Genomic DNA, 24,744 nt, shown 5'->3' on the forward strand with positions numbered 1-24,744 from the left:
TTTTAAAATAATTTTATCGTGGAATAATATACTTTAATTTTCCGCCAGCCAAAAACGTTTAAGATTAGCTACTAATTGTGCGGCCAATTGGTCCGAAGTTAAATGATGAATTTGCGCTAAAGTTCGAATACAAGCGGCCAATCGCTGTGGGTAGGCGGCCAATGGTAATTCTTGATTTAAGGCCCAGCCCATTCCGCTTAGACCATCAGATTCAACCAGTACTTTTTCTAGTGGCACCTGGTGCATCACCTTTATAACGTTAGCATCCCTAGCGAAAGAAGGGCCAATACTGACGTAACAACCTAGGGCCAAAAAATCGTTAAGGTAGGTCAAATCATCATACCAGTGAATTAAAAAAGTGGTGAAATATGGCCGCATAATTTTCAAGGCCGCTGGCGCCATTCCTTTAACATGAACGATCACTGGTTTATGTGCTTGTTCGGCATAACTTAACTGCTTAGAAAAAACTTGTTGCTGCAAAGCTAAATCAGTTTTAGTCCAAACGTTGTCCAGACCAATTTCACCAATTATCGGTACTTGCTGCAAAATTGGCATCATTTGGTTTAGCGAAACCTTATCTACCTGCCACGGATGAACTCCTGCAGATAATCTTAGATAGCGCGATCGGCCAACCCACGTTTGATTTTGCGTGAATTCTGCCGGCGTCGCACAGTTAATTGTCGTAAAAATATGCTGACGCTTTAATTGTTGTACAAAAGCACGATCAGCTACGTGACAATGCGCGTCACTCAATTGCATTAATTCCACTCCTTTTACTCCGTAACCCCTTTTTGCACCACAACCCTTAATTTGCTAAACTTAAGACTGCAATCGATTTCTAAGGAGGACTCTATTATGCACCGTTTTATTAAGGGATTATTCACCATTGTCTTCGGCCTAGCACTAATTACAAGTAACCTAGTTCCGGCTGCCGCCGCAGGTCAAAGTGTTAAAGCAAAGATCACGCTGCAACAAAAACACAAAACCTTCAAAACTAAGCAGATTAAAACAACGACTAAAACCAACCTAATGAAAGTTTTAAAAAAGAACTTTAAAGTTAAAGAAAAGCAGGGCATGATTACAGATATTGCTGGTCATAGCCAAAATAAAAAAGCGAGCAGCTACTGGCTCTTCAAGGTAAACGGCAAAATGGCTTCAAAAGGCGCGACACAAACGTACTTAAAGAATCATGATTCGGTAACCTTTAATCTTGCGCCAACCAATTAAGTATTCAACGCGTTATATTACCTTTATTGCCGTAGTAACCGCTATCTGCGTGGTTGGTCGCTACTTATTTCAATTTTTACCCAACGTCCAACCGGTAACCGATATCATTATTTTTATCACCATTTATTTTGGTTTCACCACCGGTTTTTACGTCGCAACGCTGTCAATTCTGATTTCCAATCTATTGTTAGGCTTTGGGATTTGGACACTACCGCAAATACTGGCCTATAGTGCGGTTGTTTGCTTAAGTTATGGCCTAGCGCATTATGCTTGGTTTCAACAACACTTGCTCGGACAGGCAGCTTTCAGCTTATTTGCCGGTTACTTCTACGGTTTTGTCGTTAGCGCCGGCCAAATTCCATTTATTGGTGGCCCGCGGGCCTTCATTCCTTACTACCTTGCGGGGCTTTACTTTGACAGTCTTCACGCAATAGGTAATTTTGTAATCTATCTCGCTCTGATACCGGCACTTCACCGGATTATTAAACAATTTAATTTAGATTTTAGTTAGTGTGTGTTTGAAAGGTGCTCAGAAACCCGATTATTTGCTACAATCTACCCCTTTACAAACAAGTACCCTCATAAAACTAAAAACGTTAGGATTAGGGACTTAATAATCCCAAAACTTAATGCACTTTATTTTAAATACGATCAGACCTAATAATCAATCCATTAAATTCCCACTAAGTGCATTAGTTTAGGGGTAATTAAAGCTTCAATAAAACCCGCAATAATTAGACCCGGTAGCACGATAAATAGATACTGCCGGAACAAAGCGTATAAAAATGGCCTTAACGGTAATTGGCCAACCCAATCATCTTTTTGATTGCGCATATTATGTGTTCGACTACGAATATAGTAATTAAGTTCTCCAGCAATCCCTAAGGTAATCGCAAAACAAGACAGCTCAATAATTCCGTGGGGAAGGAGCCCAGTAGCGATTAACAGCCAAATATTCTGGTGAGCAATTGCCCCGACATAGATGACCATCCCAATACTGGCGGCCGTTGCTACAGCGTTATACCAATAAAGCAACGGGACTGGAATCAGTCCCAGCGCCAGAACAATCAGAACGGCCAATTCATTATGCCAGGCAATTTGGCCCCATAGTTTGATTCCACTAACTGGCTTAATACCACTTAGGGCCCGCCGCAAAGGAAGCATAACCTGACGAGCGGAAGGGTGCCAGAGCTGTAACGCAAAAAAGGCTAAGGCAGCAACGCAAAGAATCAGCAACCAAGCTGCTATGAAAGTTCGGCGCATTCGCTTGGAACGCCACTGCTTAAATTGTTGAATTTGGATGGTATTCACAAGTTTCACTCCTTTTGCCCTTTAGTATACACTATGATTTAAAGGGCACGTGAATTCTAAATTACACAAAGATAGGACAAAAGATAGGATTACTAGCAATTAGGTCTAATCGAATTAATTACTAGTATTTATCTTTTGTCCTATTTTTTCCGTTAATTATTTTTCTTGTGCTTCTTTGTTATTAAGCCTAGTCTTAACGACTAAAACATCAGTGATCGCATTACGATTAACGTATGATGCTACTGAGCCAACCAGAACTCGTTCAACTGCATTTAAACCAGTGGCACCAATCATGATTAAATCATTTTTGTGCTCTTGAGGAAAGTCACGGGAAATAATAGTCTTAGGATTACCAAAACGAATGTGGATTGTAACGTCGTTAAAATCAGATTTTTCCTTTATATCATTTGCCAAACGATCTAAGTATTTCTTAACATCCTCGGACATTTTATAGATAACGTCACCGTCAATAAAACTAGAGTAACTGACTTCAAACTGCTGCGTTGCAAGCACATCCAGAATGTCTAAGTGTGCGTTATTCCGCTTGGCAACAGCAACCGCCTTTTGCAAAGCTAGTTCTGCTTCCTTTGAACCATCAACCGGAACTAAAATATTATGGTATTCTTGTAACATTTTAATACCCCCTCACTTACCTCTATTATAAGTTGTTCGTCAATAAATTTCATTCAAAACACAAGAAGTCGTCTAATTTTTATTTTTTTACGGTCTCGTGACCGGGATACGGAGCCACAACTAGACTGCCGCCACGGTAAACTGCATAATAAACATCCGCCAGTTCGTAACCTTGTTGTGCTAAAATTGCCGCCACCCAGTCTTCATCCTTGTCAATTAACTCTAAAATATCCTGATCAATAACCGTATCTAAAATAACGGGGTACTTTACAGAATCGGCACCAACTAACGTAACCGTTAACTGACCATTTTGCTCTAAAACAGCGCGCTTCACCAAGCTAACATCGGTTACACCGGCTGTTCGTAACTTAAGTGATAAATCCCCTGCTGATAAACCAAAGCGCGTGGCAACTGCGACCAGGATTCGGCCATCGCGAACAATTGTATGGGGTTCTCCATTTACTAAGCGGCGTAAATAACGATTATGATTACTACCAAATTTAATTACCATCACAATTAAAGTCCAAATAACCAAGATCAGGAAAAATTCTAAGGCAGTAATATCTGAGTTATAAATCATACCCCCGATAATTCCACCTAAAACATAATTTTGAATTTGATCAACTGCGTTTGCTGGCGCTAAGTTTCCTTTTCCTAACAAATTAATTTGAATAATAACCGTAACTAAACCAATAAATAACTTTAAACCAATATCTGAGTAAGAAAAGATTTTAATCACCCGCCGTTTCAGGGGTTATCAACTGAGTTTTAATTAATTGATAACTTCCAAATGAACTATCAAAGTTGACCTGGTAGCCTGAATTATTCACCATAAGTTCTCCAAGTACAGTGTCACCCCGGTATCATGGGCGGTACTGTGTTTTTTATTTTTCACCTTTTTAGTGCAGAAAAAGAACCTCCGATTTGGTATAGTTGATTCACCACAAGTCAGCTATCCACCCAAAGAAAGAGGTCCTTCTCATGGCAACTTTACCGGGAAAACGAGTTAATTTCAATCCTAAATTACATATTTCGCACACTGGTGGTGAACTTTCCACTGATGCTGGGCTAGTGTTGGTCAAAGAATTAATGGCGCAACTCAATTTCACGACCTTAGCGTATCAATTAGTCCATTTTGATGACCAGCGCCATTACGCTCGTTACAGCAACGTTAGTCTACTAGAACAGGTCGTGCTGCAGTTGATCGCCGGTTACCCGGCCGATCTAGCTGCCACCAGTTTGCGCAATGACCCCACATTTAAATTACTATTGGCACAACCGCAATTGGCCTCACAACCGTCATTATCCCGTTTTTGGCAACGCTGTGACGAGCAGACCATCACCTCATTACAAACGTTGAATCAAGCATTGCTTGACCAAGCGTGGACTGGCGCCAAGCAACAACAGCTGATCCTCGATATTGACTCGACTCACGCCGATACTCATGGTCATCAGGAAAAAACGGCCTTTAATGCGCATTACGGTACCACGGGTTACCATCCGCTGGTCGCTTTTGACGGGCAAACGGGCCACTGTTTAAAGGCTCAATTGCGCCCAGGTAATGTTTATACCAGTACGGATATTGCCCCCTTTATCACACCACTACTACAGCACTATCATCAAGTCAAACCGAACGCTGATATCTTGGTCCGCGGGGATAGTGGCTTTGCGACTCCAGAATTATACGAAACTTGTGAAGCCAACGACACTTTTTACTTGATCCGCCTGAAAGCCAATCGGCGGCTGAACCAACTGGCTGAACGTTTTGTTCAGATCAGTGATGAGCAGAATTGGACTGAGACCGAGGTCCATTATTATCGCGCGTCTTATCAAGCCCGATCATGGTCTAAGCCGCGCCAGATCTATATTAAATCAACTCGACCAGCTGGTGAATTGTTATTTCAACATGAATACCTCGTGTCCAATTTAACGAGTTTTGTCGCCGAAGATGCATTTCACGCCTATCACCAACGGGGTCAAATGGAAAACTATATCAAGGAAGCCAAGGCTGGCTTTTACCTGGATAAAATGACTAGCTCGCAATTTATACCAAATTATGCCCGCATGATGCTCAGTGTCCTCGCTTATAATTTAGTCAGCTTGATGCGCCAATTGTTGCCTGTACAACATCAGCGATTACAGGTTACAACCTTGCGCTTATGGCTGTTTAAAGTAGCGGGTAAGCTGGTGACCAGCGGCCGGCAACTTTATCTAAAATTAAGCCGCCACCACGTCTATCAGGATTTGTTTTATCAACTGTTAGCTCGAATCCAAGCGCTACAGTGGGGCTAAACTGGTGCAAAAAATCAAAAAAAGTCGGTTCGGCCAAGGGGCAAGTATGCTCAAAATTGAGGATCAAAAATTTATCCAGCCCCATAATTTGGTAGCCTTTAGCAAAAACAGTACATCTTGGTTTGACTACGCCATAGCAGCACGAGAATTGGTCCAAAATTGTGCGGTATGCCGATATTAAACCTCGTATGAATAATTCGGGGGTAGTACGTTTTCTTAACTCTAATAATCATTTGATCCGTTAGGGTTGTTGTATTGGCAGAAATGTATTTCAACGGTACCTGTTTTGTTTTACTAACTGAACGTAAAAAAGCAACGATTTGCGCATTTTGCGAAAGACTATTCTGAAATTGTTTATAATTATTAATTTGAATTCCGATCATCAAAACTGCGCTTAAAACAACAATAATCAGTAGATCGCGGTACTTACTATCATTTCTGTGGCGCAGAAACATAAACAAGAGTAGAATAACCAGAATACCCAATAGAACCAGAAAACCATAGCGCCAAACAAGTGCGCGATTAGTCTGTTGCAGTAACTGCCGATAAGTATAGAAATTCACCTAATCACACCCTTTAACTTTGTAATTTGTAACTATTCTTTATAAACGCTATCGTATTTGACGATAAATTTCAATCACCAACACTCAGTTTACTAGACAGAAGCCGCTAAGCATGCTATAACGCTGGTAGCAACCTTAAACTTCGAAAGGAAGTCTCTTGATGTCAATATATGATTATACAGTTACCGAGATGAATGGCCAGCAAGTTTCCATGGCTAAATACCGCGGAAAAATTGTTGTCATTGTTAATACTGCAAGCAAATGTGGTCTAGCACCACAACTAAAAAGTCTCGAAAAAATCTACGAGGATTATCATGATGACCCCGTCACCGTTCTCGGCTTTCCTTCTAACCAATTTCTTCAGGAACTGAAAGATAACGCGGAAATTGATGATTACTGTGCTTTGAATTATGGTGTTACTTTTACAATGCACAAGAAAATTCACGTTAACGGTAAAAATACTGAACCGTTATTTCAATATCTAAAAGACGAAACAGATCACAAACGAATTAAGTGGAATTTTACTAAATTTTTGATCGATGGTTCTGGTAACGTAGTTAAACGCTATGAACCAACGACTAAACCCGATAAAATTCGACCAGATATTAAACGATTACTGGCCGATGAACACGTGAATAGCTAGCAACCTATCTTAAGAGGCACAAAGAGGCCAGGACTTTTGTCCTGGCCTCTTACTGTTTCCGAACATTACTTTAGAACGTGTGCCTCTTCATTTGTTCTTATTTTCTTAACCGCAACCATACTTCCTTGATTCCCGATATTATAAACGTCGGTAATGATGGTAATAGAATAACGGCTAGGTACAGCGGCGCCGTAAGTGGCACTGTTCCCATCAATTCATTGAAGAAGGGTAATAAAGTGGCCAATAATGAGCTAAGTGCCGCAAAACTGACTGCCGTCAATAAGCGCCAGTTAGTAAACGGATTACGCCGGAATAACGTCGTGGAGCTTCGAGCATCGAAAACGTGCCAAAGTTGGCCAAAAACTAACGTTAAAAAGGCAACCGTTTGCGCCTCTTCGGCGGCCATCCCGGATGAAGCTGCCCAGATGAAGGCAATAAAGACCGTGAAACCCATGACACTACCACGAACAATAATTCGGCGCAACATGCCATCCGCTAAAATTGACTTCTTGGTATCCCGTGGTTTGGCCTCCATCAAATCGGCTTCTGGCTCGTCATAGCCTAACGCAAGTGCGGGCAAAGAATCACTAATCATATTAACCCACATCACCATTAAAGTAGTTAAGGTTGGTGTTGTTGCAGAGACATTCCCGATTGATCGGTGAATAAGTAAAATACCTAATAACAAGGCCAAAACTTCAGCCACATTCGTAATTAGTTCTTGCCGAATGAAGTTACGGATATTACTAAAGATGGTCCGCCCGGCCTCAACCGATCGTTCAATGGTTGTAAATTTATCATCTAATAAAACTAGGTCGGCGGAATCTTTAGTTACTTCGGTTCCGTTAATCCCCATTGCAATTCCAATATTCGCCGCGCGTAATGCAGATGCATCATTGACCCCATCACCCGTCATCCCAACGACTTCCCCGTGTCGTTGCAGTTGCCGAATAATCCGCTGTTTATGCTCCGGTGTCACCCGGGCGTATACTCGACAATCTGGTACAATTTTGTACAGATCATCATCACTCATTTGCTCCATATCTTTGCCCTCAATCACTTGCGCGGCCTGATCGGTAATAATGCCTAAGCGGAGCGCAATCGCCCGGGCCGTTGCGGCGTGATCACCAGTAATCATGACAACACTGACTGAAGCCGCGTGTAATTCTTTGATTGATTGGCGAACTTCTTCCCGGGGTGGATCAATGATACCGGCAATCCCAATTAGATTAAGCTTTTGCTCTAACTCATCCATCGTCGCATTCTCGGCCTCATCTAGACTAATATCCCGCTCCGCAATTGCCAACGTCCGTAGTGCATCATTGGCAAAGTCTAAAATTTGCTGCTCAACGGTCGCTTTAGCATCCTTTAACGCGACACGTTGATTATCTTCTTGAATAGTTTCCGTTCGTTGTAAAATAACGTCTGGGGCCCCTTTAGTTAGCACTTTGTATTGCCCATCTTGTTTGACCACAACACTCATCATCTTACGCGTACTATCAAACGGCAGGACCCGCAGCAAATCAATGTGGTGGCCTTTTTTATTTTCCAACAACTGGCTACGTTTAAAACCAGCCTTTTCACCAAGAACAACCAGCGCAACGTCAGTTGGATTTCCTAACGGTGTCATCCGACCGTCTTCATTTTCTTCAATGCTGGCCTCATTATTTAACACAGCCGCCAACATAAAATCATGGTAACTAACTTCGTCGGCTTCCTCATCGGCAGTTGTAATTTCACCCACGGGCTCGTAGCCATTGCCTTCAACTGTGAAATTCTGACCGTTGGCATAAAAACGAACTACAGCCATTTGATTTCGGGTTAGCGTTCCCGTTTTATCCGAAGCAATAAACGTAGTGGCCCCCAACGTTTCAACACTGCTTAGTGATTTGATTAAGCCATTATTCTTGGCCAATAAACGAGCCCCAATGGTTAAAACAATCGATAGAACTACTGGTAAGGCATCAGGAATTGACGCAACGGCTAAAATAATGGTCGTTGAGATTACCGAGGCAACCGTTTCAATCGTCAACTGACCAGTTAGTACAAATTCCTTTGCCAGCATAAAGACTAACGTAAAGGTTGCTAAACAAGCAGATATGACTAACAAACGTTTGGTCAATCGGTTAATGGTTTGTTGTAAGGGAGTTTTTTGATCAGTTACCTGGGTCAACATTTCGGCAATTTTACCTAACTCGGTATTTTGCCCCGTTGCAACAACAATTCCAATCCCATTACCGTTGACTACAGTTGAACCTGCATAACCCATATTGCTGCGTTCGGCCAAGGCACTATCGGCCGCCAATTCATCGGTTTGCTTACTAATTGCATCGGCTTCCCCAGTCAAATGGGTTTCACTAACCTGCAATTCGGCCACTTTCAACCAGCGAACATCCGCATCAATGAAGTCACCCATTTTAACACTTAAAATATCTCCAGGAACAAGTTTTTTACCAGGAACTTTCTGCCAATCATTGTCCCGTAAAGTCATTGTTTGGTGCTCCGCTAATTGTTGCAGTGCGGCCAATGATTTTTTGGCACTATTTTCCTGCCAAAAGGCCAAAGCGGCATTCCCTAAAATTAAGATACCAATCGCAATTGCCTCGTAAAGTGACGTTCTACTATGGGCCATATTGTCGGTAATAAAAAAATCATAACTGGCGCTAAATAAAGAAAGAACTACGGCACCCATCAATACAATCACTAATGGATCTTTAAAGGTTTGGAGAAAAATCCGCCAAGCTGGCCGTTCCTTTTTTTGTTGAACTTCATTAACACCATACTCTTCTAATCGCTTGGCTGCCTCTTCAGAAGTCAGGCCCTTAGATCGATTACTTTCAAGCGTGCTAATAATGGTTTTTTTATCCTGATCATAATACATATAAGTTTCGCCTCCTTAGTTCTTGAAAGATTATTCTTTGCAAATTTTTATTGGTAGGTCAATATAGTTAAACAACGTTAACACCTGGGAAATCTTTAGAAAGGCATTTAAACAAAATTGGTCAGAAAAACACCAATCAAGGTGTTCTCCCACTACATTTCCCACCTACTTTTGCAAAAAAAGGCGAACACCAAGGAAATCCTTGCCATTGGGTAAGTGATCTTCTCAATATTCGCCTTTAATCTTTGATAATTATTATAATAAGTATAACTTTATTATTAAACTAGAGTCAATTAATTGTATTTATTATTTACAGTGTGCTTATAATGATCGCATCATTAACTAGGAGGGAGTTGGCCTAAATTGGTCAGAAATTCTGGCCCGTGTGATTTTCAAATCGGTTCTACTAATCAATTTCAGTGGGCGGCTAGTGGAGTTTTAAATTAAATTATATCGCTATTAAAAATAATGCTTATGCCACTTGTCACTGAATTACACGCGATCAGATTTGGTTAGGTTCCATTCCGGCGCTGGCGTATGGAACGCGTGCGACTTGGACTTGCCGGACTTCGGCTTAGTCCAATCGACAACGGGAAACAAATCCTGTTTAGCGAATATGTTCTAGTAATTAATACTTGCTAAAATTAGTTGTTAAGAATGAGCGACAGTGGCGCGTTGACAAGCTAATTTTCTTTCCGATTAAACCCCTTCGGAAAAGAAAATGGATCTTGTCAATCACGCAAGGTACTAAATGACCACAATTCGGTCATCAAGTACCTTCGACACGGGTGCGACTTGAACTTGGCGGTCCTCGCCTTAGTTCAATCGACAACGGGAAGCGAGTTCTGTTTAGCGAATAGGAACTAGCAACTGATACTTGCTAGAAAGTGTTGTTTAGAACGAGTAACAGTGATACGCCAGCGTCTCCATTCCACCTTGGCAGTGGTTGAGCCTTGATTATTGATTAATTTAATCGTTTAGTTAGGCCTTAGCGTTCTGAAAACTGGCCAATAGTTTTAAATATGGTCGCTACGATGCACTATTCCTATTCCACTAAAGTACTACCAGTAACAAGTATAAGTTTGCTTTTTGCTACCAATGACAGCAATTAACTCTGCAGTAAATAGTTGGCAAAACTCAAGCTTTGCGAATCTTGCTAATCGCGTGACGTAATAAAAATGGGGCAATTAGCGTAGTGGCAATAATGGCACCAATTACTGCCGAATAACGATCGGCCGATAATAATTTCGCCTGAAAACCTATTTGAGCGATAATCAAGGCCATTTCCCCGCGTGAAATCATCCCGGCACCAATCATATAAGAACTATTTAACGAAAAGCCTGAGATGTAAGCTCCAAAACCAGCACCAACTAATTTTGTGAACACGCCGACAACGGTTAAGGCCAATAAAAACCAAATATCCTTACCTAATGATGAAAAAGTCATGTTTAAGCCAATACTAACGAAAAAAACCGGAATGAATATGGCGTACCCAATCGGCTCAATACTCTGATCAACTACCTTTCGATAGGAAGTTTGCCCAACTGCGATTCCAGCAAAGAAAGAACCCACAACAGCGCTTAAACCAACTAGATCGGCCAGGTAAGCCATACTGAGACATAACACCATTGAAGTAATGGTCACCGAGACTGGTACCAACAACTGCTCACCTATTCGTAATAGATAGGGCGCCAGCCAGCGAACAACGATGTAAATTCCAACAAAATATAAAACTTGTTCTAGCAAACTAATCCCAATTGGTGTAGGTGCGGCGTTACTTGTGCTTAATTGTGATCCAACCAAACTGACCATAACACTCAAAATAACAACGGCTAACACATCATCAACCACCGCGGCCCCCAGAATTGTCGTTCCTTCTTTACTATCCAGTGCCTTCATTTCCTTCAAAACTTCCACGGAAATCGAAACGGAAGTGGCTGCAAAAATTATACCTAAAAAAAGGCTCTCCACTTGACTGAGTTTGAACCAAAGACTAGTTAAATAAATTAAACCAACTGGTAAAATGACACCCGCCGTCGCAACAATCACGCTTGGACGTAAATAACGTTTTAATAATTCCAAGTTACTCTCCAGACCAGCGATAAACATTAAAATAATGACACCAATCTCAGAAAAATCATGCACAAAGGCATTCGGCTGAACCCAATTGAGCACCGCTGGACCAACTATGATACCAACTAATAATTGCCCAATTACGGCCGGAATCCCAATCCGGGCACTAAAATGTCCCGCTAATGCCGTGGTCACCAAAATTAAACATAAAGTTCCTAAAAATGCCATTTAATCAATTCCCTTCACAAACAAAAAAAGCCACTACTAACAAGAATCCCGCCAACCCAAAACAGGATAAAATTCTTGAAAGCAATCGCTTCAACCAGTTATTACTATATTTAGTTAAACTATAGCATAGATTTTTCAAAATACATAACTTAAACTATTCAGCTTGCACCAATTAACCATCCTGCGTAAAATCAAATCAGAGAGATTAAAAAGAAAGAAGGTTATCGCTTGGCAAAGAAAACAGAGTTTGAAAAATTACGTAATATGCTCAAAGAAGGTGCCCGTGAGTCGCCATTACTCATCTTTCGGGCAACCAATAAAGCAACCGGTGAAAGTTTTCGCGAAGTTTCTAATCGCCGCCGCTTCAAAGACTTGGAACAAATGCTAGCAACTAAATACCAACTGATTGTTGATAACGATGAGCTCTTCGTTACTGATAATGTTGTTCGTTGGGCCATTGCCGAAAATAAGTTACATGATCAACCAGAGGACCCGCAAAATAAGCAGGCTTTCAAAGAAGCAACAAACGCTGTCTTACGGGACCATAATTTACCAATCAACGTCTAGGTAGCTATTTTAATACATAAAGCAAGTGTTATAACCGACAAATTTTGCCGTTTATAACACTCGTTTTTTTACTATTGATTATCTTCATCTTTTTTATTCTGTTCTTGCGATTCACGCCATTCCTCTTTAGTAAGCATATCCTTCACGGTCATTTTAATTTCCGTTATAGTTACGTCCGTCATATTGCTGATTGCTGCTTGAATTTTGTGAATTGCTTCATCGAAAACTCTTGGCGCGTTTTTTCCATATTCTAACGTTGTTTCAAGGTCAACCGTAGCGGTATGGTTATCATTATCCAAATCAATTTTAACGCCCTTGGTTGGGTCCTCATCACTTCGAAAACGATCCGCAATATCATCAATAACGTTCCCTTGAACCGCTAAAATGCCCGGAACATCATTAATCGTTTTACCGACGATCTTGGCAAGAACGGATTCAGTATAAACTAATTGACTTTCAACATGGTCTACCTTTGGTGAATCTTTGACTACTTGTGCCATTAAAATCATCCTCTCGTCTTTCAAAATTAGCTGACGCGATCTTTAGTCTCTTCTTTGCCCTCTTTAGTGTGATTGGCCCATTCGCGTTTAGACATAATGTCAATCACGTTTAGATTAAGCTCAACTAATTCCAGCCCCGTCATTTGTTTCAACGATGTGTGAATTTGATCGCAGAGTTGGTCAAAAATTTGTTGCGCATCGGCGCCGTACTCCAGAGTTGCCTCCATATCTAAGGCAACTTGCCGTTCGCCAACTTCAGCACCAATCCCTTTCGTTGGGTTAGTATCACTGCGGAAACGATCCGCAATATCACTAAGGAATCCACCGTTCATCGATAGGATTCCTTCAATATCACTGGCCACTGTGCCAGCAATTTTTTTAATAACACTATCGTCAAACGTTAATTTACGATTCTTAACTGACGTTGTTGTATCCATTGCCACAGCTCCTTTCATCTATCTAACGATCTAGTAATTGGTTAAGCCAAACTCTGATTGTTTGCCCACCTTTAACGTACTTACCAATCAGAAAACCGACCAACGCTAGTAACGCAATAATGATTAAATCAATAAAGCCCAACATAATCCAAATTAATCCAACAATAACGCCAATGATTGCGCCGATTGTACCGTTCGTCATAATATCACCTCATCACTAGACAACGCGGACGCCGCGTCCACGTTCAGCCGGTTTCAAATTAACCGTTACCTTTTTCACCGGGACACCTAAACTAGCGCTCAAAGTCTTACTTACCGTTTGCTCAATTTGCTGGCTTTCGTGAACTAAATTTTTAGTGTCACTAGTTACGGCCTCAACTAGGGCAGTGGCGGTCTTCTTACGCTTATTTAGCCGAACAGTTGCACTAACATTTCTTGCATTATGTTTACTAGCAACTGCATACTGAACGGATTTTTCAACGGATTTTTGATTGATATTAAGTTGCCCCCGATCAGTTTGGTAGGTCAGCTGATTAGTTGTTTGTCGGCGAAACAACGCAATTAACAGTAGGCCTAAAAATATTAAGCCACTGATAATACCAAGAATTAGACCAATCCAGCGTACCCAATCATACGTGTTTTGCCACTGAATAATTTCATTGGACAGATAAGGTAATGGATAGATCAGTGCTGTAAACCAAACTGTCTGCAAGATGCCAAGTAGACTGAGTAAAAGGAGCGCGCCCTTTGTTCTACCGCGCATAGTAGCACCTCCCTTAAGATTTCCTCTTTCGTAGACCGAACAAGAACGAAACAATTAAGACAAGCACAATTGCACCAAGAATCGAAGGGAAAATCGCCATATCAGCAATGTGCGGGCCCCAGCTACCTAACAGACTTTCACCTAACCAGGAACCAACTAAACCGGCGATAATGTTTCCAATCCAGCCTAGTGGCATATCACGACTTGTAATAGCACCTGCTATTACACCAATAACAGCACCTATAATAAGAACCCAGATCATATGAAGCATTCTAATCACCCTTTCTTTTAAAAGCCTATTCTTCTCTGCTACAATCTAAGCTTAAGGGATTGCGCCACCACCAAGCAATTAATATGCTGATTGGGCATTAAGTGAGCTTCTTTAAAGATACTGAGTTAATGTCTGATCAGTAACATAAAGTTCTTTAGTTGGTTTATCATTTTGCGAAGTAACCACGTGGTTTAAAACTTCAATTCGTGCACCAAGTGGTAAAAAGCAAACCCGGCCAATTAAATGAATTAAGTACTGCATACTGCTGCAGCTAACCTCGTAAATAACTTCATCCTGTTCTGAACTAAGTTGCTGAACCAATTTATTGCCACAAAAATGAAAATTCTGGTACTGATTTTCAAACATAGATTAGCCTCCTCGTATAATTATGATTATGCTTATCTTAATCTGTCAGGCCATTTAATTATAGAAATATGCTGTCTTTCTTTATCGAATTAAAAAGAAGGCTACGACTAGGTAATTTCTGTCGTAACCTTCTTTTTATTTTTCTGGACCATAGCTGAAGTATAGGCGGCCGCCTTCGCCAATCCTTGAAGTTGTTTAAGAACCAGCATCTTAGGCACATTTTCTTCAGTAAATTACTGTCATTCATCAAACAAAGTTGTATAGCTTTGTTTGAATGTCCCTCCTTGTAAAAAATTCTTGGCGTCATTAAATAATTGATAGCTAATCTTTTGAAAAGTCGTTAATGCTAATAACTGACTTGAGTACAATCGGTTAACCTTAACAATGCCATTTTGCAATAAAATAATTTGTGTTTCAGATAAATTCATTAAAATGAACTCATCTCCAATCGTTAAATCAACCGTAGCTTCCACATCTAGTTCTCCTTTCAAAAAACATGGGCCCCTTCTTAGCATCTACTTTAGAGCAATGTAGTATCCGTAACTAATCTGCAACCTTATCATCATTTGCTTGATTCAAACAGCGTCAAGTAAATGATGATAGAGCAGAGTGGAACAAAGTCGGTTTTAGGTTTACGTTCTAGAGTAATGCCCGGGAATAGTCAGCGGCCAGAACTTTTGTCCCGGCCGCGACAAACAACGTATCTTATAAATAAGATACGTTGAATTAATTAATTTATTTTAAAAAAACAAAAAACGTAAAAAGTATTCTTTAGGACGATTAGTTATCGATCCAAGAAAATCACTTTCTACGTATTTTAATCCCAAAATTATTCTTCTGGAGTTTTCTGTTTCGGCTTATCAGCAGCCTTTTCGTCCACTTCCGGTAATAACTTTACCCGTACTTCTTTTGACATCTCATCTAATAAATCAGGATGATCAGTTAAATAGGCCGTTGAATTAGGCAAGCCTTGCCCAATACGTTCGCCCTTATAACTATACCAAGCGCCTGACTTCTTAGCGATATCATTTTCAACTGCTAGTCCAAGCACATCCCCAACGGCGGAAAAACCCTTGCCATAATAGTTTTGAATTTCGGCAACTTTAAAAGGCGCCGCTACTTTATTCTTAGCGACCTTGATCTTAATTTGATTACCAATTATTTCGGTTCCGTTCTTAATCTTCTCGCCACGTCTTACGTCCAAGCGAATGGTTGCGTAAAACTTCAACGCACGACCACCAGGAGTTGTTTCAGGATTACCGAACATAACCCCAATCTTTTCCCGTAATTGATTAATGAAAATAACCGTTGTTTTTGTTCGGTTAATCTCACCAGATAATTTACGGAGTGCCTGGGACATCATTCGTGCTTGTAACCCAACGTGGGCGTCACCCATCTCGCCATTAATTTCAGCTTGGGGTGTTAATGCCGCAACCGAATCAACAACAACTAGATCAATCGCGCTACTTGCCACCAGTGTATCAGCAATAGCTAACCCTTCTTCACCGGAGTCTGGTTGTGATAACAGCAACTGATCAATGTTAACACCTAATTGCTGTGCGTACTTAGGGTCCATTGCATTTTCGGCATCAATATAAGCGACGGTTCCCCCATTACGTTGAACCGATGCAGTTGCCGCTAAGGCTAGCGTTGTCTTCCCACTTGATTCAGGACCGTAGATTTCAATAATCCGCCCTTTAGGAAATCCACCAACACCCAAAGCAACATCTAATGATAAAATACCAGTCGAGTTTGTTTCGATCCGGGTACTTGTATTCTCACCCATGCGCATTACAGCGCCTTGCCCAAAGCTTTGACGAATCTTCTTTAAGGCGTGGTCTAATGCAGCCTGTCGTTCTGTTTCGTTCTTGGCAGTCGTGCCATCATGATTAGCAATACTCTTTGTTGCCATTTAGCTCACGCTTTCTTTTTTTGCCGAACACACGTTTGTCATTAAATTCAGTTTAACGCCTTTAGTCGTAAAATGCAATTTAATACTGCCGAATTTCGACCTAAATTTATCGAGAAATCTAAAGATAAAATTTGAATTGTTTTAATCGACCATCCAGCCATGGATCTACAATCTAAAACTACTATATCATCATTTGGACAAGGACGTAACTAAATCTATTTAGACAAAAAACACTGATTAGCAAATTTAATTGGTTCTACAATATCTGTTGTTGGTAATAGATTTTCATCTATTACTGATGACAGATTTTTTATTTATGGCTAGAATAAAAAAGCGGACATTTCCTGTCCGTTCATCCAAGTCAACCACCACGAAGATTTTTCAGAAAGAAGGAAATGCCCTATGTGTCATGATACTACAAAATTATTATTAGGAATAGCTGACGAGAACCTAAAAATTACTGACGGTGAAACTGGAGAAGACGGGGTTATTCGCTTAACTGGCCACTTGGATTACACGCCGAAGGCTTGTCCCAAGTGCGGGATTATCAATGATCAAAAGATTATTAACTACGGCTGGCGCAATACCACTATCAGATTCTCGAAGGTTCTGAGCAACACCGTCATCTTAGCCTTAAAGCGCCGCTATTTCCACTGTAAAGAATGTCACGGCAACTTTCTTGCACAAACATTGGCAGTTCCGAAACACTGTACAATTTCAAACACCAGCCGCAAAGAATGCCTAGAGAAGCTCGGTGAACCGGTCTCTTTGAAGCACATTGCCAATGAAGTATCGGCATCAGATTCATTTGTGGGCCGCCAGTTAATGCGCGCTGAACGAGACTTTCAAACCAATTGGCACTATTTACCAGAGATCATCTTAATGGATGAGGTGAAGAGTACCAAGAGCGCTACTGGTGCCATGAGCTTTGAGTTCATGAATGGCGAAACCCATGAATTAATCGACTTACTCCCTTATCGAACCATCAATAAACTAGAGAAGTATTTTTACCGCTTCGATCAAGCTGCCCGAGAAAACGTCAAAATTATTGTGACTGATATGAATTATACCTACCCCAAGCTTGTGCAGACCGTGTTCCCCAATGCCATGGTGGTCATGGACAAGTTTCATATTATCAACGCCCTAAATCGGGCGTTTAACAAAACCAGAATCAAGGTGATGAAGAAGTTTACCCCGTCTTCTCGCGAATTTCACGCCCTTAAGCGCTACTGGAAGCTGTTGTTAGTACCAACTGAACAGCTTAACTTTGAACAATTCAAAAAGTGGACTAATTTTCCTTACTGGATGGCTGCCACCGATGTTGTCCATCAGCTGTTATCGTTGGATTCAGAACTAGAACAAACTTATCAAGTCTTAAACAGCGTCCGGTCAGCTGTCCAACATCAAGATTGGCATAACTACAATGCGGCATTTTGGAATAACAAAACGTATTCTGAAGAAATGAAGAACACGATTAAAACACTTGAAAGCCATCATGATGAGATTCGTAACACCTTTACCACACACTATTCAAATGGTCCTTTGGAAGGTTCTAATAATAAAATCAAGGCGATCAAACGAGCCAGTTTTGGCTATCGCAGCTTCTGGAGGTTTAGAACTCGAGTACTATACGTTTTCAAAATCAAAACAAAAAGAGCCCTAATCACGAAGTGATTAGAACTCGAAATATGGATTCACCAACAACAGTTGACGAAGAGCCATTTAATTATCCCTAAAGGATCATCAATTTACTAACCAGCGCCGATTTAAAATTTTTAATTATTTACCGTGCTACTTGTTTTAGCGTAGGCAGCTTCCTGCTTTACTAAACGAGCACGTTCTTTTTTGTTGTACCATGGTGAAATCGTAAATGCTAAAATATCATTAATTAAGTAAATTGAACTGTTTACAAACATAGCGAGAGTTGCTGATCCTTGCTTGAATGAAACAAACCATAAGACCATCTGTGCTAAACCAGATGCCAGCCACCAAATGTATTGGTTATTGTAACGTAGGAAGCAGATTACGCCGGCCGTTAAGCTGATGGAGAAACTGATGGCATCAATCCAAGGCCGGGGGTCATTTGTAAACCGACCAATGACAAAACCAGAAACAAAATAAACAATAATCGTTGAAATAATGGCAATAGCCCAAGTTGATCCATTAAATTTTCTAATCTTTGAGACCATATTAACGTTCCAATTAACGCTTAAGAGTACCGGAATGTCCAACGTAATCATATACGCCAACTGTTCACCAATGCTAAGGTAGTTACCGGCCGCATACCCGGTAATAATAAAACAAATGGCCGATAAAATGCCTAACCAACCATTAACCGATTTAGCCGCATTAATTGCTAAAATACATAAAACACCAAGTGTCGTTCCGATAAAGGTAACCAACGTCAACCAAGTAATTCTTTGATTAACCAACGTCATAACCTGACAACCAACACTAAAGAAAAACAAATAGTAATTTTGTTGGGGCCACCCTTTTAATTGGTGCCTTAAAAACTTAATATAGTTACTCACAATACTCTCTCCCTGCTCATTGATAATTTAATAAAATAGCTGGCCAGCCATTAATAACACAATATATTGTGAGCTAATATTTATCAGCACTATATATTGTAGCACTATTTTTGATTTGCGCCAGTCACTTTTTAAATAAATTTGCAAAAAAAGACGTTTGGCCGCAACGCAAAAAAGATGCTTCAACTGAATACGTTTTTATAAACGCTTCACCAGGAGCATCTTTTTTGTAAAAATTAATTTAGTTATCTTGGATATTTTACTAGATCAATTACTAACATAAGGCAATCATCATGCAGCAGCATGCTTTATCCGCCACAGCTTACCAATTTCCGTAATGACTAAGACAATAAACCCAGCAATTGCCGGAATTACCCAGCCGTAGAAGAAATTAATTGGCGCAGTGTGGAAAATTGATTGCATAAATGGCAAATAAATAATCCCAACTTGGAGTAATAATAAAATGCCAACGATAATAAAGGCCATCTTATTTTCAAAAAAGTGTTTCGAAATCACTGGGTGCGCGTTACGCAGGTTAAATAAGTAGAAAATCTTCCCAAAAATCACAATATTCAAGGTCATAGTACTACCTAACGCAACGGACATTCCAGCACGAGTCGCAAAATCAAAAGCAATTATCCCTAAACCGGCGATTAGCACTGAGACATAGGCAATTTCGATAATATCCAGCCGATTTAGTAAACCAGCTTTTACATTACGTGGTCCCCGGGTCATAATGCCATCTTCTGGCGGTTCAAAAATAAAGGCAAATTGAATCGTTAGGGCCGATACCATGTTAATCCAAAGTAACTGTGTTGGAAATAACGGCAACTCTTGGCCCATTAAAATACTGATCATGACAATTAAGCCTTCCGCAAAACTTGTTGGTAATAAGAATCGAATGGTCTTTCTAATGTTATCAAAGACGTGGCGGCCCTCACGAACAGCTTTAACAATTGTTGCGAAGTCATCGTTGGCCAGAACCATATTGGCTGCTTCTTTGGCAACTTCAGTTCCTTTAATTCCCATTGACACACCAATATTGGCCTGCTTTAAGGCCGCAGCGTCGTTAACGCCATCACCAGTCATTGATACAACGTGCCCATTTGCCTGCTGGGCATTAACAATTCGTAGTTTATCTGCCGGTGTTGTTCGAGCGAAAACGTTGTAATTATCAATACAGTTCTTTAACTGATCATCATTCATTTCATTGATTTCGGGACCTGTAATCGCGCTAATTTGATCGTCTAAGCCCAAACGTTTGGCAATGGCCCCCGCAGTATCCGGATGGTCGCCGGTAATCATCTTAACTTTTACACCAGCCTGACGTAATTCTTTAATCGATGAAACGGTTTCCTCTCGTGGTGGATCCATAATGCCCACCATACCAACCAACTGTAGGCCGGCCCCAATTTGTTCTCGTGTGATGGTCGTCATTGTTTCAGGCACACGCTGGTAACCTAAAGCTACAACCCGCAGACCATCATTGGCCAACCGTGTTAAATTACGTTCCCAGTGACTATCATCAAAATCAGGATTACCGGCGGCCGCCATTTTACCAAGCGTCGCCGGTGAACCTTTAACCATCAAAATGTGCTCGCCATTAAAGCGAACCAACCGGGCACTAAAACGAAACGCCGAATCAAACGGTAGTGAATCAATCTCATCCACTTCAGGTGTGTGCCCAGTCAATTTTTGGTAGAGCACCGTCAATGCACCATCCGTTGGTTCACCATTTAGCTGCCATTGGCCATTTTCCTCAATCAACGCGGCGTCCGTCGTTTGTCCGGAAATATTAACCAACCAATTAAGGCCTGGATCATCCTGATAAGCAAATGGTTTACCATGGTATTGTAACTCGCCGGTTAAATCTAACTGGTCTCCTTGGGTAAAACCAACTCCAGTAACGTCATAGTGATGATCACCAGTAATAACTTGGGTTACTGTCATTTCATTTTTAGTTAATGTCCCCGTCTTATCGGTATTAACAATATCAACCGCACCTAAAGTCTCTACGGCCGGCAAAGTTTTAACGATGGCGTGCTGGGTTGTCATCTTTTTAACACCCATTGACAAAACAACTGAAGTGCTGGCTGGTAGGCCTTCTGGCATAGAACCAACAACCATTGTAATGACCGCAATTAGTAGCGCCGGTAGACTGTAAACGTGCGTCCACATGCCTAAACCAAATAGCAAAATCGCTGCCACCACAATACCGATTGAAAGGCCAATTCCTAGTGAATTCAAATTTTGCATTAATGGTGTTGGCTTTTCTTTAACATTTACAACACTTTGTTGAATGTGACCAATTTCAGAATCCGTCGCAGTTGCGATGACAATTCCTAACGCCGATCCAGAAGTTACAGCAGTCGAAGCAAAGGCCATATTTTGCCGATCAGCCAACGCCAAGTCGGCCTGATCAATGGGCTCCTCAATTTTATTAACTGAACCAGTTTCACCAGTTAAAATTGATTCTTGTACCTTGAAATTATCCGCCGAAATCAACCGTAAATCAGCTGGAACCGCGTCCCCGGCCTCGAGGTTAACCAAATCACCAACAACTAATTCTCGGGCTGGTAATTGGTGTTTTTCACCATCACGAAAAACGTAATTCTCTGATAGTAACATTTCTCGAATCTTGGTTAGCGCGTTATCCGCCTGAACCTCTTGAAAATAGCCAATCAAGGCGTTAGCAATGATCACTAATCCGATAACAATTGAATCAGAGTAATGATGCATTAATAAAGTAACGATTGCTGCCACAGCCAAAATATAAATAATACTATTATTAAACTGCTTAATGAAGCGAATGAAATTAGACTGCTTTTTAGCCAATAATTCATTGGGTCCATTTTTTTCAAAACGTCGCTTTGCTTCTTCACTCGTTAAACCGACCTCAACATCGGTTTTATACGTTGCCTTTAATTGACTCGTTGTTTGTTGCCAGACCGGCAACGACCTGGGGCTAGGTTTGGTATTTTTTCCTGAATAGTCACTCATTATAGTTTATAAACTCCCTTTCGATTTCAGTGTTCTTGACTGTTTAACTTTTTAGCAAACTTAATACCGTGCATTTCAATCATCTCCAATCCAAAAAAACTTTTGTAAGCATAGTATACAGATTTTTCTTATGAATTGCAGTCTTAAAGCAATTATTCCGAAAAATAGTTTAAAAAAAATAAACTCATTAATCACAGTTTAGCGGTAAATGAGTTTATCTGAATAGCTTGTTGAGTTTTAGAATAAACCCTTTAATCCAATACTAAGTTGATTAGCAAAATAGGATCCCTTAAATTAATTCCGTGGCTAACTCTTCTTTACCTCTGAGCGTGAACGTTGCTTACGGTGACTGTTGACTTGATGGGCCAACAGCGTGGCCACAACGGCTATCACTAAAATAATAACGAATAACCACGACGGAATTTCAATGCCAATTTGTGGAATTGAGAGGAACAGTTTGATTGCGATAAACGCAATTAAATAGTAGGCCATTGGTTCTAATTCTGGAATTCGTTTCATGAAGGACAATATCAATTCGGCCACGCCCCGCATTACCAAAATACCAACTAAACCACCGATTAACACGATAATTGGATTCGACGAAATGGCTAGTGCGGCCAACACAGAATCTACAGAAAAAATGGCATCCATCATAACAACTTGTAAGACAACCACCCAGAGTACTGAGCTACCCTGCTTAGGCTTTTGCGTTGTTGCGTGTTTTTTTTGGTGTCGTTGATAGAAAAAATGACCAACTAAGTATAACAAATACAGTGCCCCGATCACTTTTACGGCCCAAATATGAATCAAAAAAGTTCCTAAACCGATCATGATAAAGCGCATGAGGTAAGAACCCCACAGCCCGTATATCAGCGCCTTCTTCTGCTGCCGCAAAGTTGGTAAAGACTGTGTTTGTGCCGCCAATACAACTGCATTATCCACCGAGAGTAAACACTCAATAAGAATTAGCGAAAAAATAATTGCCCAATCGCTGCCAGAATCGACAACTTTAATCCAATTAGATAAATCAAAAAATGGGCCATACAGTTGCTCAATTATGTGCACCAAACCAACACCGCTCCTTTTAATCATTTCTAGTAATAAACATTGTAACACGTTCTTGCAACCATACCCGCTAATTTACTGAAAATTGATTAAATACCCGTAGCGGCCGGTAAAAATACTAATTACCATAAAATAGCTATTGCTCGTGATAGCAAGATTATTAGCGAAGCCTGTAATAATCCTTAATTGCGGGATAGAATCTAACCACTTTTTTAAATATGGTCGCACACTCCTCTAGCTTGACCACACCTTCATTTGCAACTATGATTAACTTGTTATATGAATATATGTACATGTATATTTTCAAATTACAAAAGATTAATTTTCATCATCTAAAGAATTGCTAGCTAACGTAATAATTGCGGAATTTTTAATCCATCAATTATTCGATTAACATTTGGAACCAGTGATAGAAAGTAGGTCCGCCTATGCACGAAGCAAGTTTATCTGGCAAACGTTTTTTTGAGGTCACCCTTCTAAATGCCGGGATCACACTGATTGAATTTATCGGTGGCTTACTCTCAGGTAGTTTGTCACTATTATCCGATGCCGTCCATAATCTGAGTGATGCGTTATCTATTGTTTTATCTTACATTGCTCATCGAATTGGACTACGCCGCCAAACCAAGGTTAACACTTACGGCTATAAACGCGCCGAGATCCTTTCTGCATTTATTAATGCTGCGATCCTTTTACTGATTTCAGTTGGGCTCATCGCTGAGGCCGCTAGTAGATTACGCTCACCGCAAAAAATTAACGGTACAATTATGTTTTACGTTGCGCTTTTTAGTGTCGTAGCAAATCTTTGCTCAACCTTATTATTAAATCGTGGTGCTAAGCATAATTTAAATATTAAGGCAACTTACTTGCATTTACTTGCCGACACACTGTCTTCCGTAGGTGTTGTCATTGGTGCCATCATCATTCGTACTTGGGCAATCACGTGGGTTGATCCTTTGATCACATTATTGGTCTCACTTTACATTATTCGTGAGGCTTGGCACGTGGTTACCACTACCGTTTCGATTTTGATGCAGGCGGCACCACAGTTGGACTACAAAGAAATGGCCCAGGACATTCTGCAATTACCCAATGTTGTCAGCATTCACCACCTACATGTTTGGTCAGTTGATGAACATACCGTCATTTTTGAGGCCCACGTTAATATGCGTGATGTTGATTTAGAAAGTGTCGAACACACTGATTGTGTCATCGAAAAATTACTGGAAGAAAAATACCACATTAGTCACGTGACTATCCAACCTGAATTCAAGCGTGGTTTGGACCAACCGTTATTTTTTGATAAAAATGATTACCCAAACACAAAGAAAACAAGTAAGAGCAAAAATCTAGAAGATCACAAATAGTGAGTGGCGCAAAAATCGGTTTTGAGTTTACTACGTAACGTTAATTTAGAATTTTGGCGCACACACTAGAGTAATGTTCGGAAATAGAAAGCGGCCGGCGACAAAATATTCTTT

Annotated in this window: 25 protein-coding genes; 7 read left to right on the top strand and 18 right to left on the bottom strand. The window is 40.6% G+C overall.

Features of this window, described 5'->3' with window-relative positions; all coding sequences use genetic code 11:
- Positions 1-33 precede the first annotated feature (33 nt).
- Positions 34-759 (bottom strand): TatD family hydrolase, encoded by a 726-nt coding sequence (locus AYR53_RS01815; protein ID WP_068226127.1) that lies wholly within the window; start codon positions 757-759, stop codon positions 34-36.
- 96 nt (positions 760-855) lie between these two features.
- On the opposite strand from AYR53_RS01815, the gene AYR53_RS01820 reads away from it, so the two are divergent.
- Together AYR53_RS01820 and AYR53_RS01825 are read left to right on the top strand one after the other, a co-directional pair.
- On the top strand, positions 856-1,227 hold the full coding sequence (locus AYR53_RS01820; protein WP_068226126.1) for a DUF4430 domain-containing protein: 372 nt from the start codon (positions 856-858) through the stop codon (positions 1,225-1,227).
- Positions 1,211-1,738: a hypothetical protein gene (locus tag AYR53_RS01825; RefSeq protein ID WP_225359741.1), complete on the top strand. Its 528-nt coding sequence runs from the start codon at positions 1,211-1,213 to the stop codon at positions 1,736-1,738. The genes AYR53_RS01820 and AYR53_RS01825 overlap by 17 nt, the downstream gene beginning before the upstream one ends.
- A 161-nt stretch (positions 1,739-1,899) precedes the next feature.
- Here AYR53_RS01825 and AYR53_RS01830 read toward each other — a convergent pair whose 3' ends face one another.
- The 3 genes from AYR53_RS01830 to AYR53_RS01840 form a co-directional block, all read right to left on the bottom strand.
- Entirely contained in the window at positions 1,900-2,538 is a 639-nt protein-coding gene (locus AYR53_RS01830) for a stage II sporulation protein M (protein ID WP_225359742.1), read from the bottom strand.
- Positions 2,539-2,694: 156 nt separating this feature from the next.
- Entirely contained in the window at positions 2,695-3,171 is a 477-nt protein-coding gene (locus AYR53_RS01835) for a universal stress protein (protein ID WP_068226124.1), read from the bottom strand.
- 79 nt (positions 3,172-3,250) lie between these two features.
- Positions 3,251-3,901 (bottom strand): DUF421 domain-containing protein, encoded by a 651-nt coding sequence (locus tag AYR53_RS01840; RefSeq protein ID WP_100071605.1) that lies wholly within the window; start codon positions 3,899-3,901, stop codon positions 3,251-3,253.
- A gap of 251 nt (positions 3,902-4,152) precedes the next feature.
- Between AYR53_RS01840 and AYR53_RS01845 the strand changes: the two genes are divergently transcribed.
- On the top strand, positions 4,153-5,463 hold the full coding sequence (locus AYR53_RS01845; protein ID WP_068279064.1) for an IS1380 family transposase: 1,311 nt from the start codon (positions 4,153-4,155) through the stop codon (positions 5,461-5,463).
- Between the two features lie 98 nt (positions 5,464-5,561).
- Here the strand turns inward: AYR53_RS01845 and AYR53_RS01850 are convergent, their stop codons facing one another.
- A complete protein-coding gene (locus tag AYR53_RS01850; protein WP_068279664.1) occupies positions 5,562-6,026 on the bottom strand; it encodes a DUF3290 family protein in 465 nt (154 codons plus the stop codon).
- Between the two features lie 160 nt (positions 6,027-6,186).
- On the opposite strand from AYR53_RS01850, the gene AYR53_RS01855 reads away from it, so the two are divergent.
- Complete coding sequence (locus AYR53_RS01855) at positions 6,187-6,669, top strand: glutathione peroxidase (RefSeq protein ID WP_068226122.1); 483 nt, start codon at positions 6,187-6,189, stop codon at positions 6,667-6,669.
- A 97-nt stretch (positions 6,670-6,766) separates the two neighbouring features.
- Here the strand turns inward: AYR53_RS01855 and AYR53_RS01860 are convergent, their stop codons facing one another.
- On the bottom strand, positions 6,767-9,550 hold the full coding sequence (locus AYR53_RS01860) for a cation-translocating P-type ATPase (protein ID WP_068279661.1): 2,784 nt from the start codon (positions 9,548-9,550) through the stop codon (positions 6,767-6,769).
- Between the two features lie 1,137 nt (positions 9,551-10,687).
- Positions 10,688-11,851: a cation:proton antiporter gene (locus AYR53_RS01865; RefSeq protein WP_068226120.1), complete on the bottom strand. Its 1,164-nt coding sequence runs from the start codon at positions 11,849-11,851 to the stop codon at positions 10,688-10,690.
- Between the two features lie 228 nt (positions 11,852-12,079).
- Here AYR53_RS01865 and AYR53_RS01870 point away from each other — a divergent pair, with 228 nt between their 5' ends.
- Positions 12,080-12,418: a hypothetical protein gene (locus tag AYR53_RS01870; RefSeq protein WP_225359743.1), complete on the top strand. Its 339-nt coding sequence runs from the start codon at positions 12,080-12,082 to the stop codon at positions 12,416-12,418.
- 71 nt (positions 12,419-12,489) lie between these two features.
- On the opposite strand, the gene AYR53_RS01875 is transcribed toward AYR53_RS01870, so the two are convergent.
- The 8 genes from AYR53_RS01875 to recA form a co-directional block, all read right to left on the bottom strand.
- The gene (locus tag AYR53_RS01875; RefSeq protein WP_068226119.1) at positions 12,490-12,918 is read right to left on the bottom strand and encodes an Asp23/Gls24 family envelope stress response protein; all 429 of its coding nucleotides are present in this window, start codon (positions 12,916-12,918) and stop codon (positions 12,490-12,492) included.
- 26 nt (positions 12,919-12,944) lie between these two features.
- Entirely contained in the window at positions 12,945-13,355 is a 411-nt protein-coding gene (locus AYR53_RS01880) for an Asp23/Gls24 family envelope stress response protein (RefSeq protein ID WP_068279658.1), read from the bottom strand.
- A gap of 22 nt (positions 13,356-13,377) precedes the next feature.
- Positions 13,378-13,557, bottom strand: coding sequence for a DUF2273 domain-containing protein (locus AYR53_RS01885; RefSeq protein WP_068226117.1), 180 nt, complete (start codon positions 13,555-13,557; stop codon positions 13,378-13,380).
- Positions 13,558-13,572: 15 nt separating this feature from the next.
- Positions 13,573-14,118: an alkaline shock response membrane anchor protein AmaP gene (gene amaP / locus AYR53_RS01890; RefSeq protein ID WP_068279655.1), complete on the bottom strand. Its 546-nt coding sequence runs from the start codon at positions 14,116-14,118 to the stop codon at positions 13,573-13,575.
- A 13-nt stretch (positions 14,119-14,131) separates the two neighbouring features.
- Complete coding sequence (locus AYR53_RS01895) at positions 14,132-14,389, bottom strand: GlsB/YeaQ/YmgE family stress response membrane protein (protein ID WP_068226115.1); 258 nt, start codon at positions 14,387-14,389, stop codon at positions 14,132-14,134.
- A 111-nt stretch (positions 14,390-14,500) separates the two neighbouring features.
- Complete coding sequence (locus AYR53_RS01900; protein WP_068226114.1) at positions 14,501-14,755, bottom strand: hypothetical protein; 255 nt, start codon at positions 14,753-14,755, stop codon at positions 14,501-14,503.
- A 239-nt stretch (positions 14,756-14,994) separates the two neighbouring features.
- Positions 14,995-15,246: a hypothetical protein gene (locus AYR53_RS01905; RefSeq protein ID WP_143452799.1), complete on the bottom strand. Its 252-nt coding sequence runs from the start codon at positions 15,244-15,246 to the stop codon at positions 14,995-14,997.
- Between the two features lie 338 nt (positions 15,247-15,584).
- Positions 15,585-16,667 carry a recombinase RecA gene (recA, locus tag AYR53_RS01910; protein ID WP_068226112.1) on the bottom strand — a complete coding sequence of 361 codons (1,083 nt, stop codon included), beginning with the start codon at positions 16,665-16,667 and terminating at the stop codon, positions 15,585-15,587.
- A 402-nt stretch (positions 16,668-17,069) separates the two neighbouring features.
- Here recA and AYR53_RS01915 point away from each other — a divergent pair, with 402 nt between their 5' ends.
- Entirely contained in the window at positions 17,070-18,341 is a 1,272-nt protein-coding gene (locus AYR53_RS01915) for an ISL3 family transposase (protein WP_068279055.1), read from the top strand.
- A gap of 101 nt (positions 18,342-18,442) precedes the next feature.
- Here AYR53_RS01915 and pnuC read toward each other — a convergent pair whose 3' ends face one another.
- The 3 genes from pnuC to AYR53_RS01930 all read right to left on the bottom strand — a co-directional run bounded on the left by pnuC (position 18,443) and on the right by AYR53_RS01930 (position 23,266).
- Entirely contained in the window at positions 18,443-19,198 is a 756-nt protein-coding gene (gene pnuC / locus AYR53_RS01920; protein ID WP_068226111.1) for a nicotinamide riboside transporter PnuC, read from the bottom strand.
- A 291-nt stretch (positions 19,199-19,489) separates the two neighbouring features.
- A complete protein-coding gene (locus tag AYR53_RS01925) occupies positions 19,490-22,198 on the bottom strand; it encodes an HAD-IC family P-type ATPase (protein ID WP_068279644.1) in 2,709 nt (902 codons plus the stop codon).
- Between the two features lie 306 nt (positions 22,199-22,504).
- Positions 22,505-23,266 (bottom strand): DUF475 domain-containing protein, encoded by a 762-nt coding sequence (locus tag AYR53_RS01930; protein WP_068226109.1) that lies wholly within the window; start codon positions 23,264-23,266, stop codon positions 22,505-22,507.
- A 425-nt stretch (positions 23,267-23,691) separates the two neighbouring features.
- Between AYR53_RS01930 and AYR53_RS01935 the strand changes: the two genes are divergently transcribed.
- Positions 23,692-24,630, top strand: a complete 939-nt coding sequence (locus AYR53_RS01935; RefSeq protein WP_068226108.1) for a cation diffusion facilitator family transporter — start codon at positions 23,692-23,694, stop codon at positions 24,628-24,630.
- The last annotated feature ends 114 nt before the right edge of the window (positions 24,631-24,744 follow it).

Source organism: Loigolactobacillus backii, from assembly GCF_001663675.1.
GTDB classification, from domain to species: domain Bacteria; phylum Bacillota; class Bacilli; order Lactobacillales; family Lactobacillaceae; genus Loigolactobacillus; species Loigolactobacillus backii.

Coding starts and splice junctions, on each gene's coding strand:
- AYR53_RS01915 (WP_068279055.1), top strand. CDS start 17,070: ATGTGTCATGATACTACAAAATTATTATTAGGAATAGCTGACGAGAAC.
- AYR53_RS01900 (WP_068226114.1), bottom strand. CDS start 14,755: ATGTTTGAAAATCAGTACCAGAATTTTCATTTTTGTGGCAATAAATTG.
- amaP (WP_068279655.1), bottom strand. CDS start 14,118: ATGCGCGGTAGAACAAAGGGCGCGCTCCTTTTACTCAGTCTACTTGGC.
- AYR53_RS01815 (WP_068226127.1), bottom strand. CDS start 759: ATGCAATTGAGTGACGCGCATTGTCACGTAGCTGATCGTGCTTTTGTA.
- AYR53_RS01865 (WP_068226120.1), bottom strand. CDS start 11,851: ATGGCATTTTTAGGAACTTTATGTTTAATTTTGGTGACCACGGCATTA.
- AYR53_RS01880 (WP_068279658.1), bottom strand. CDS start 13,355: ATGGATACAACAACGTCAGTTAAGAATCGTAAATTAACGTTTGACGAT.
- AYR53_RS01855 (WP_068226122.1), top strand. CDS start 6,187: ATGTCAATATATGATTATACAGTTACCGAGATGAATGGCCAGCAAGTT.
- AYR53_RS01860 (WP_068279661.1), bottom strand. CDS start 9,550: ATGTATTATGATCAGGATAAAAAAACCATTATTAGCACGCTTGAAAGT.
- AYR53_RS01885 (WP_068226117.1), bottom strand. CDS start 13,557: ATGACGAACGGTACAATCGGCGCAATCATTGGCGTTATTGTTGGATTA.
- recA (WP_068226112.1), bottom strand. CDS start 16,667: ATGGCAACAAAGAGTATTGCTAATCATGATGGCACGACTGCCAAGAAC.
- AYR53_RS01925 (WP_068279644.1), bottom strand. CDS start 22,198: ATGAGTGACTATTCAGGAAAAAATACCAAACCTAGCCCCAGGTCGTTG.
- AYR53_RS01820 (WP_068226126.1), top strand. CDS start 856: ATGCACCGTTTTATTAAGGGATTATTCACCATTGTCTTCGGCCTAGCA.
- AYR53_RS01935 (WP_068226108.1), top strand. CDS start 23,692: ATGCACGAAGCAAGTTTATCTGGCAAACGTTTTTTTGAGGTCACCCTT.
- AYR53_RS01895 (WP_068226115.1), bottom strand. CDS start 14,389: ATGCTTCATATGATCTGGGTTCTTATTATAGGTGCTGTTATTGGTGTA.
- AYR53_RS01875 (WP_068226119.1), bottom strand. CDS start 12,918: ATGGCACAAGTAGTCAAAGATTCACCAAAGGTAGACCATGTTGAAAGT.
- AYR53_RS01845 (WP_068279064.1), top strand. CDS start 4,153: ATGGCAACTTTACCGGGAAAACGAGTTAATTTCAATCCTAAATTACAT.
- AYR53_RS01835 (WP_068226124.1), bottom strand. CDS start 3,171: ATGTTACAAGAATACCATAATATTTTAGTTCCGGTTGATGGTTCAAAG.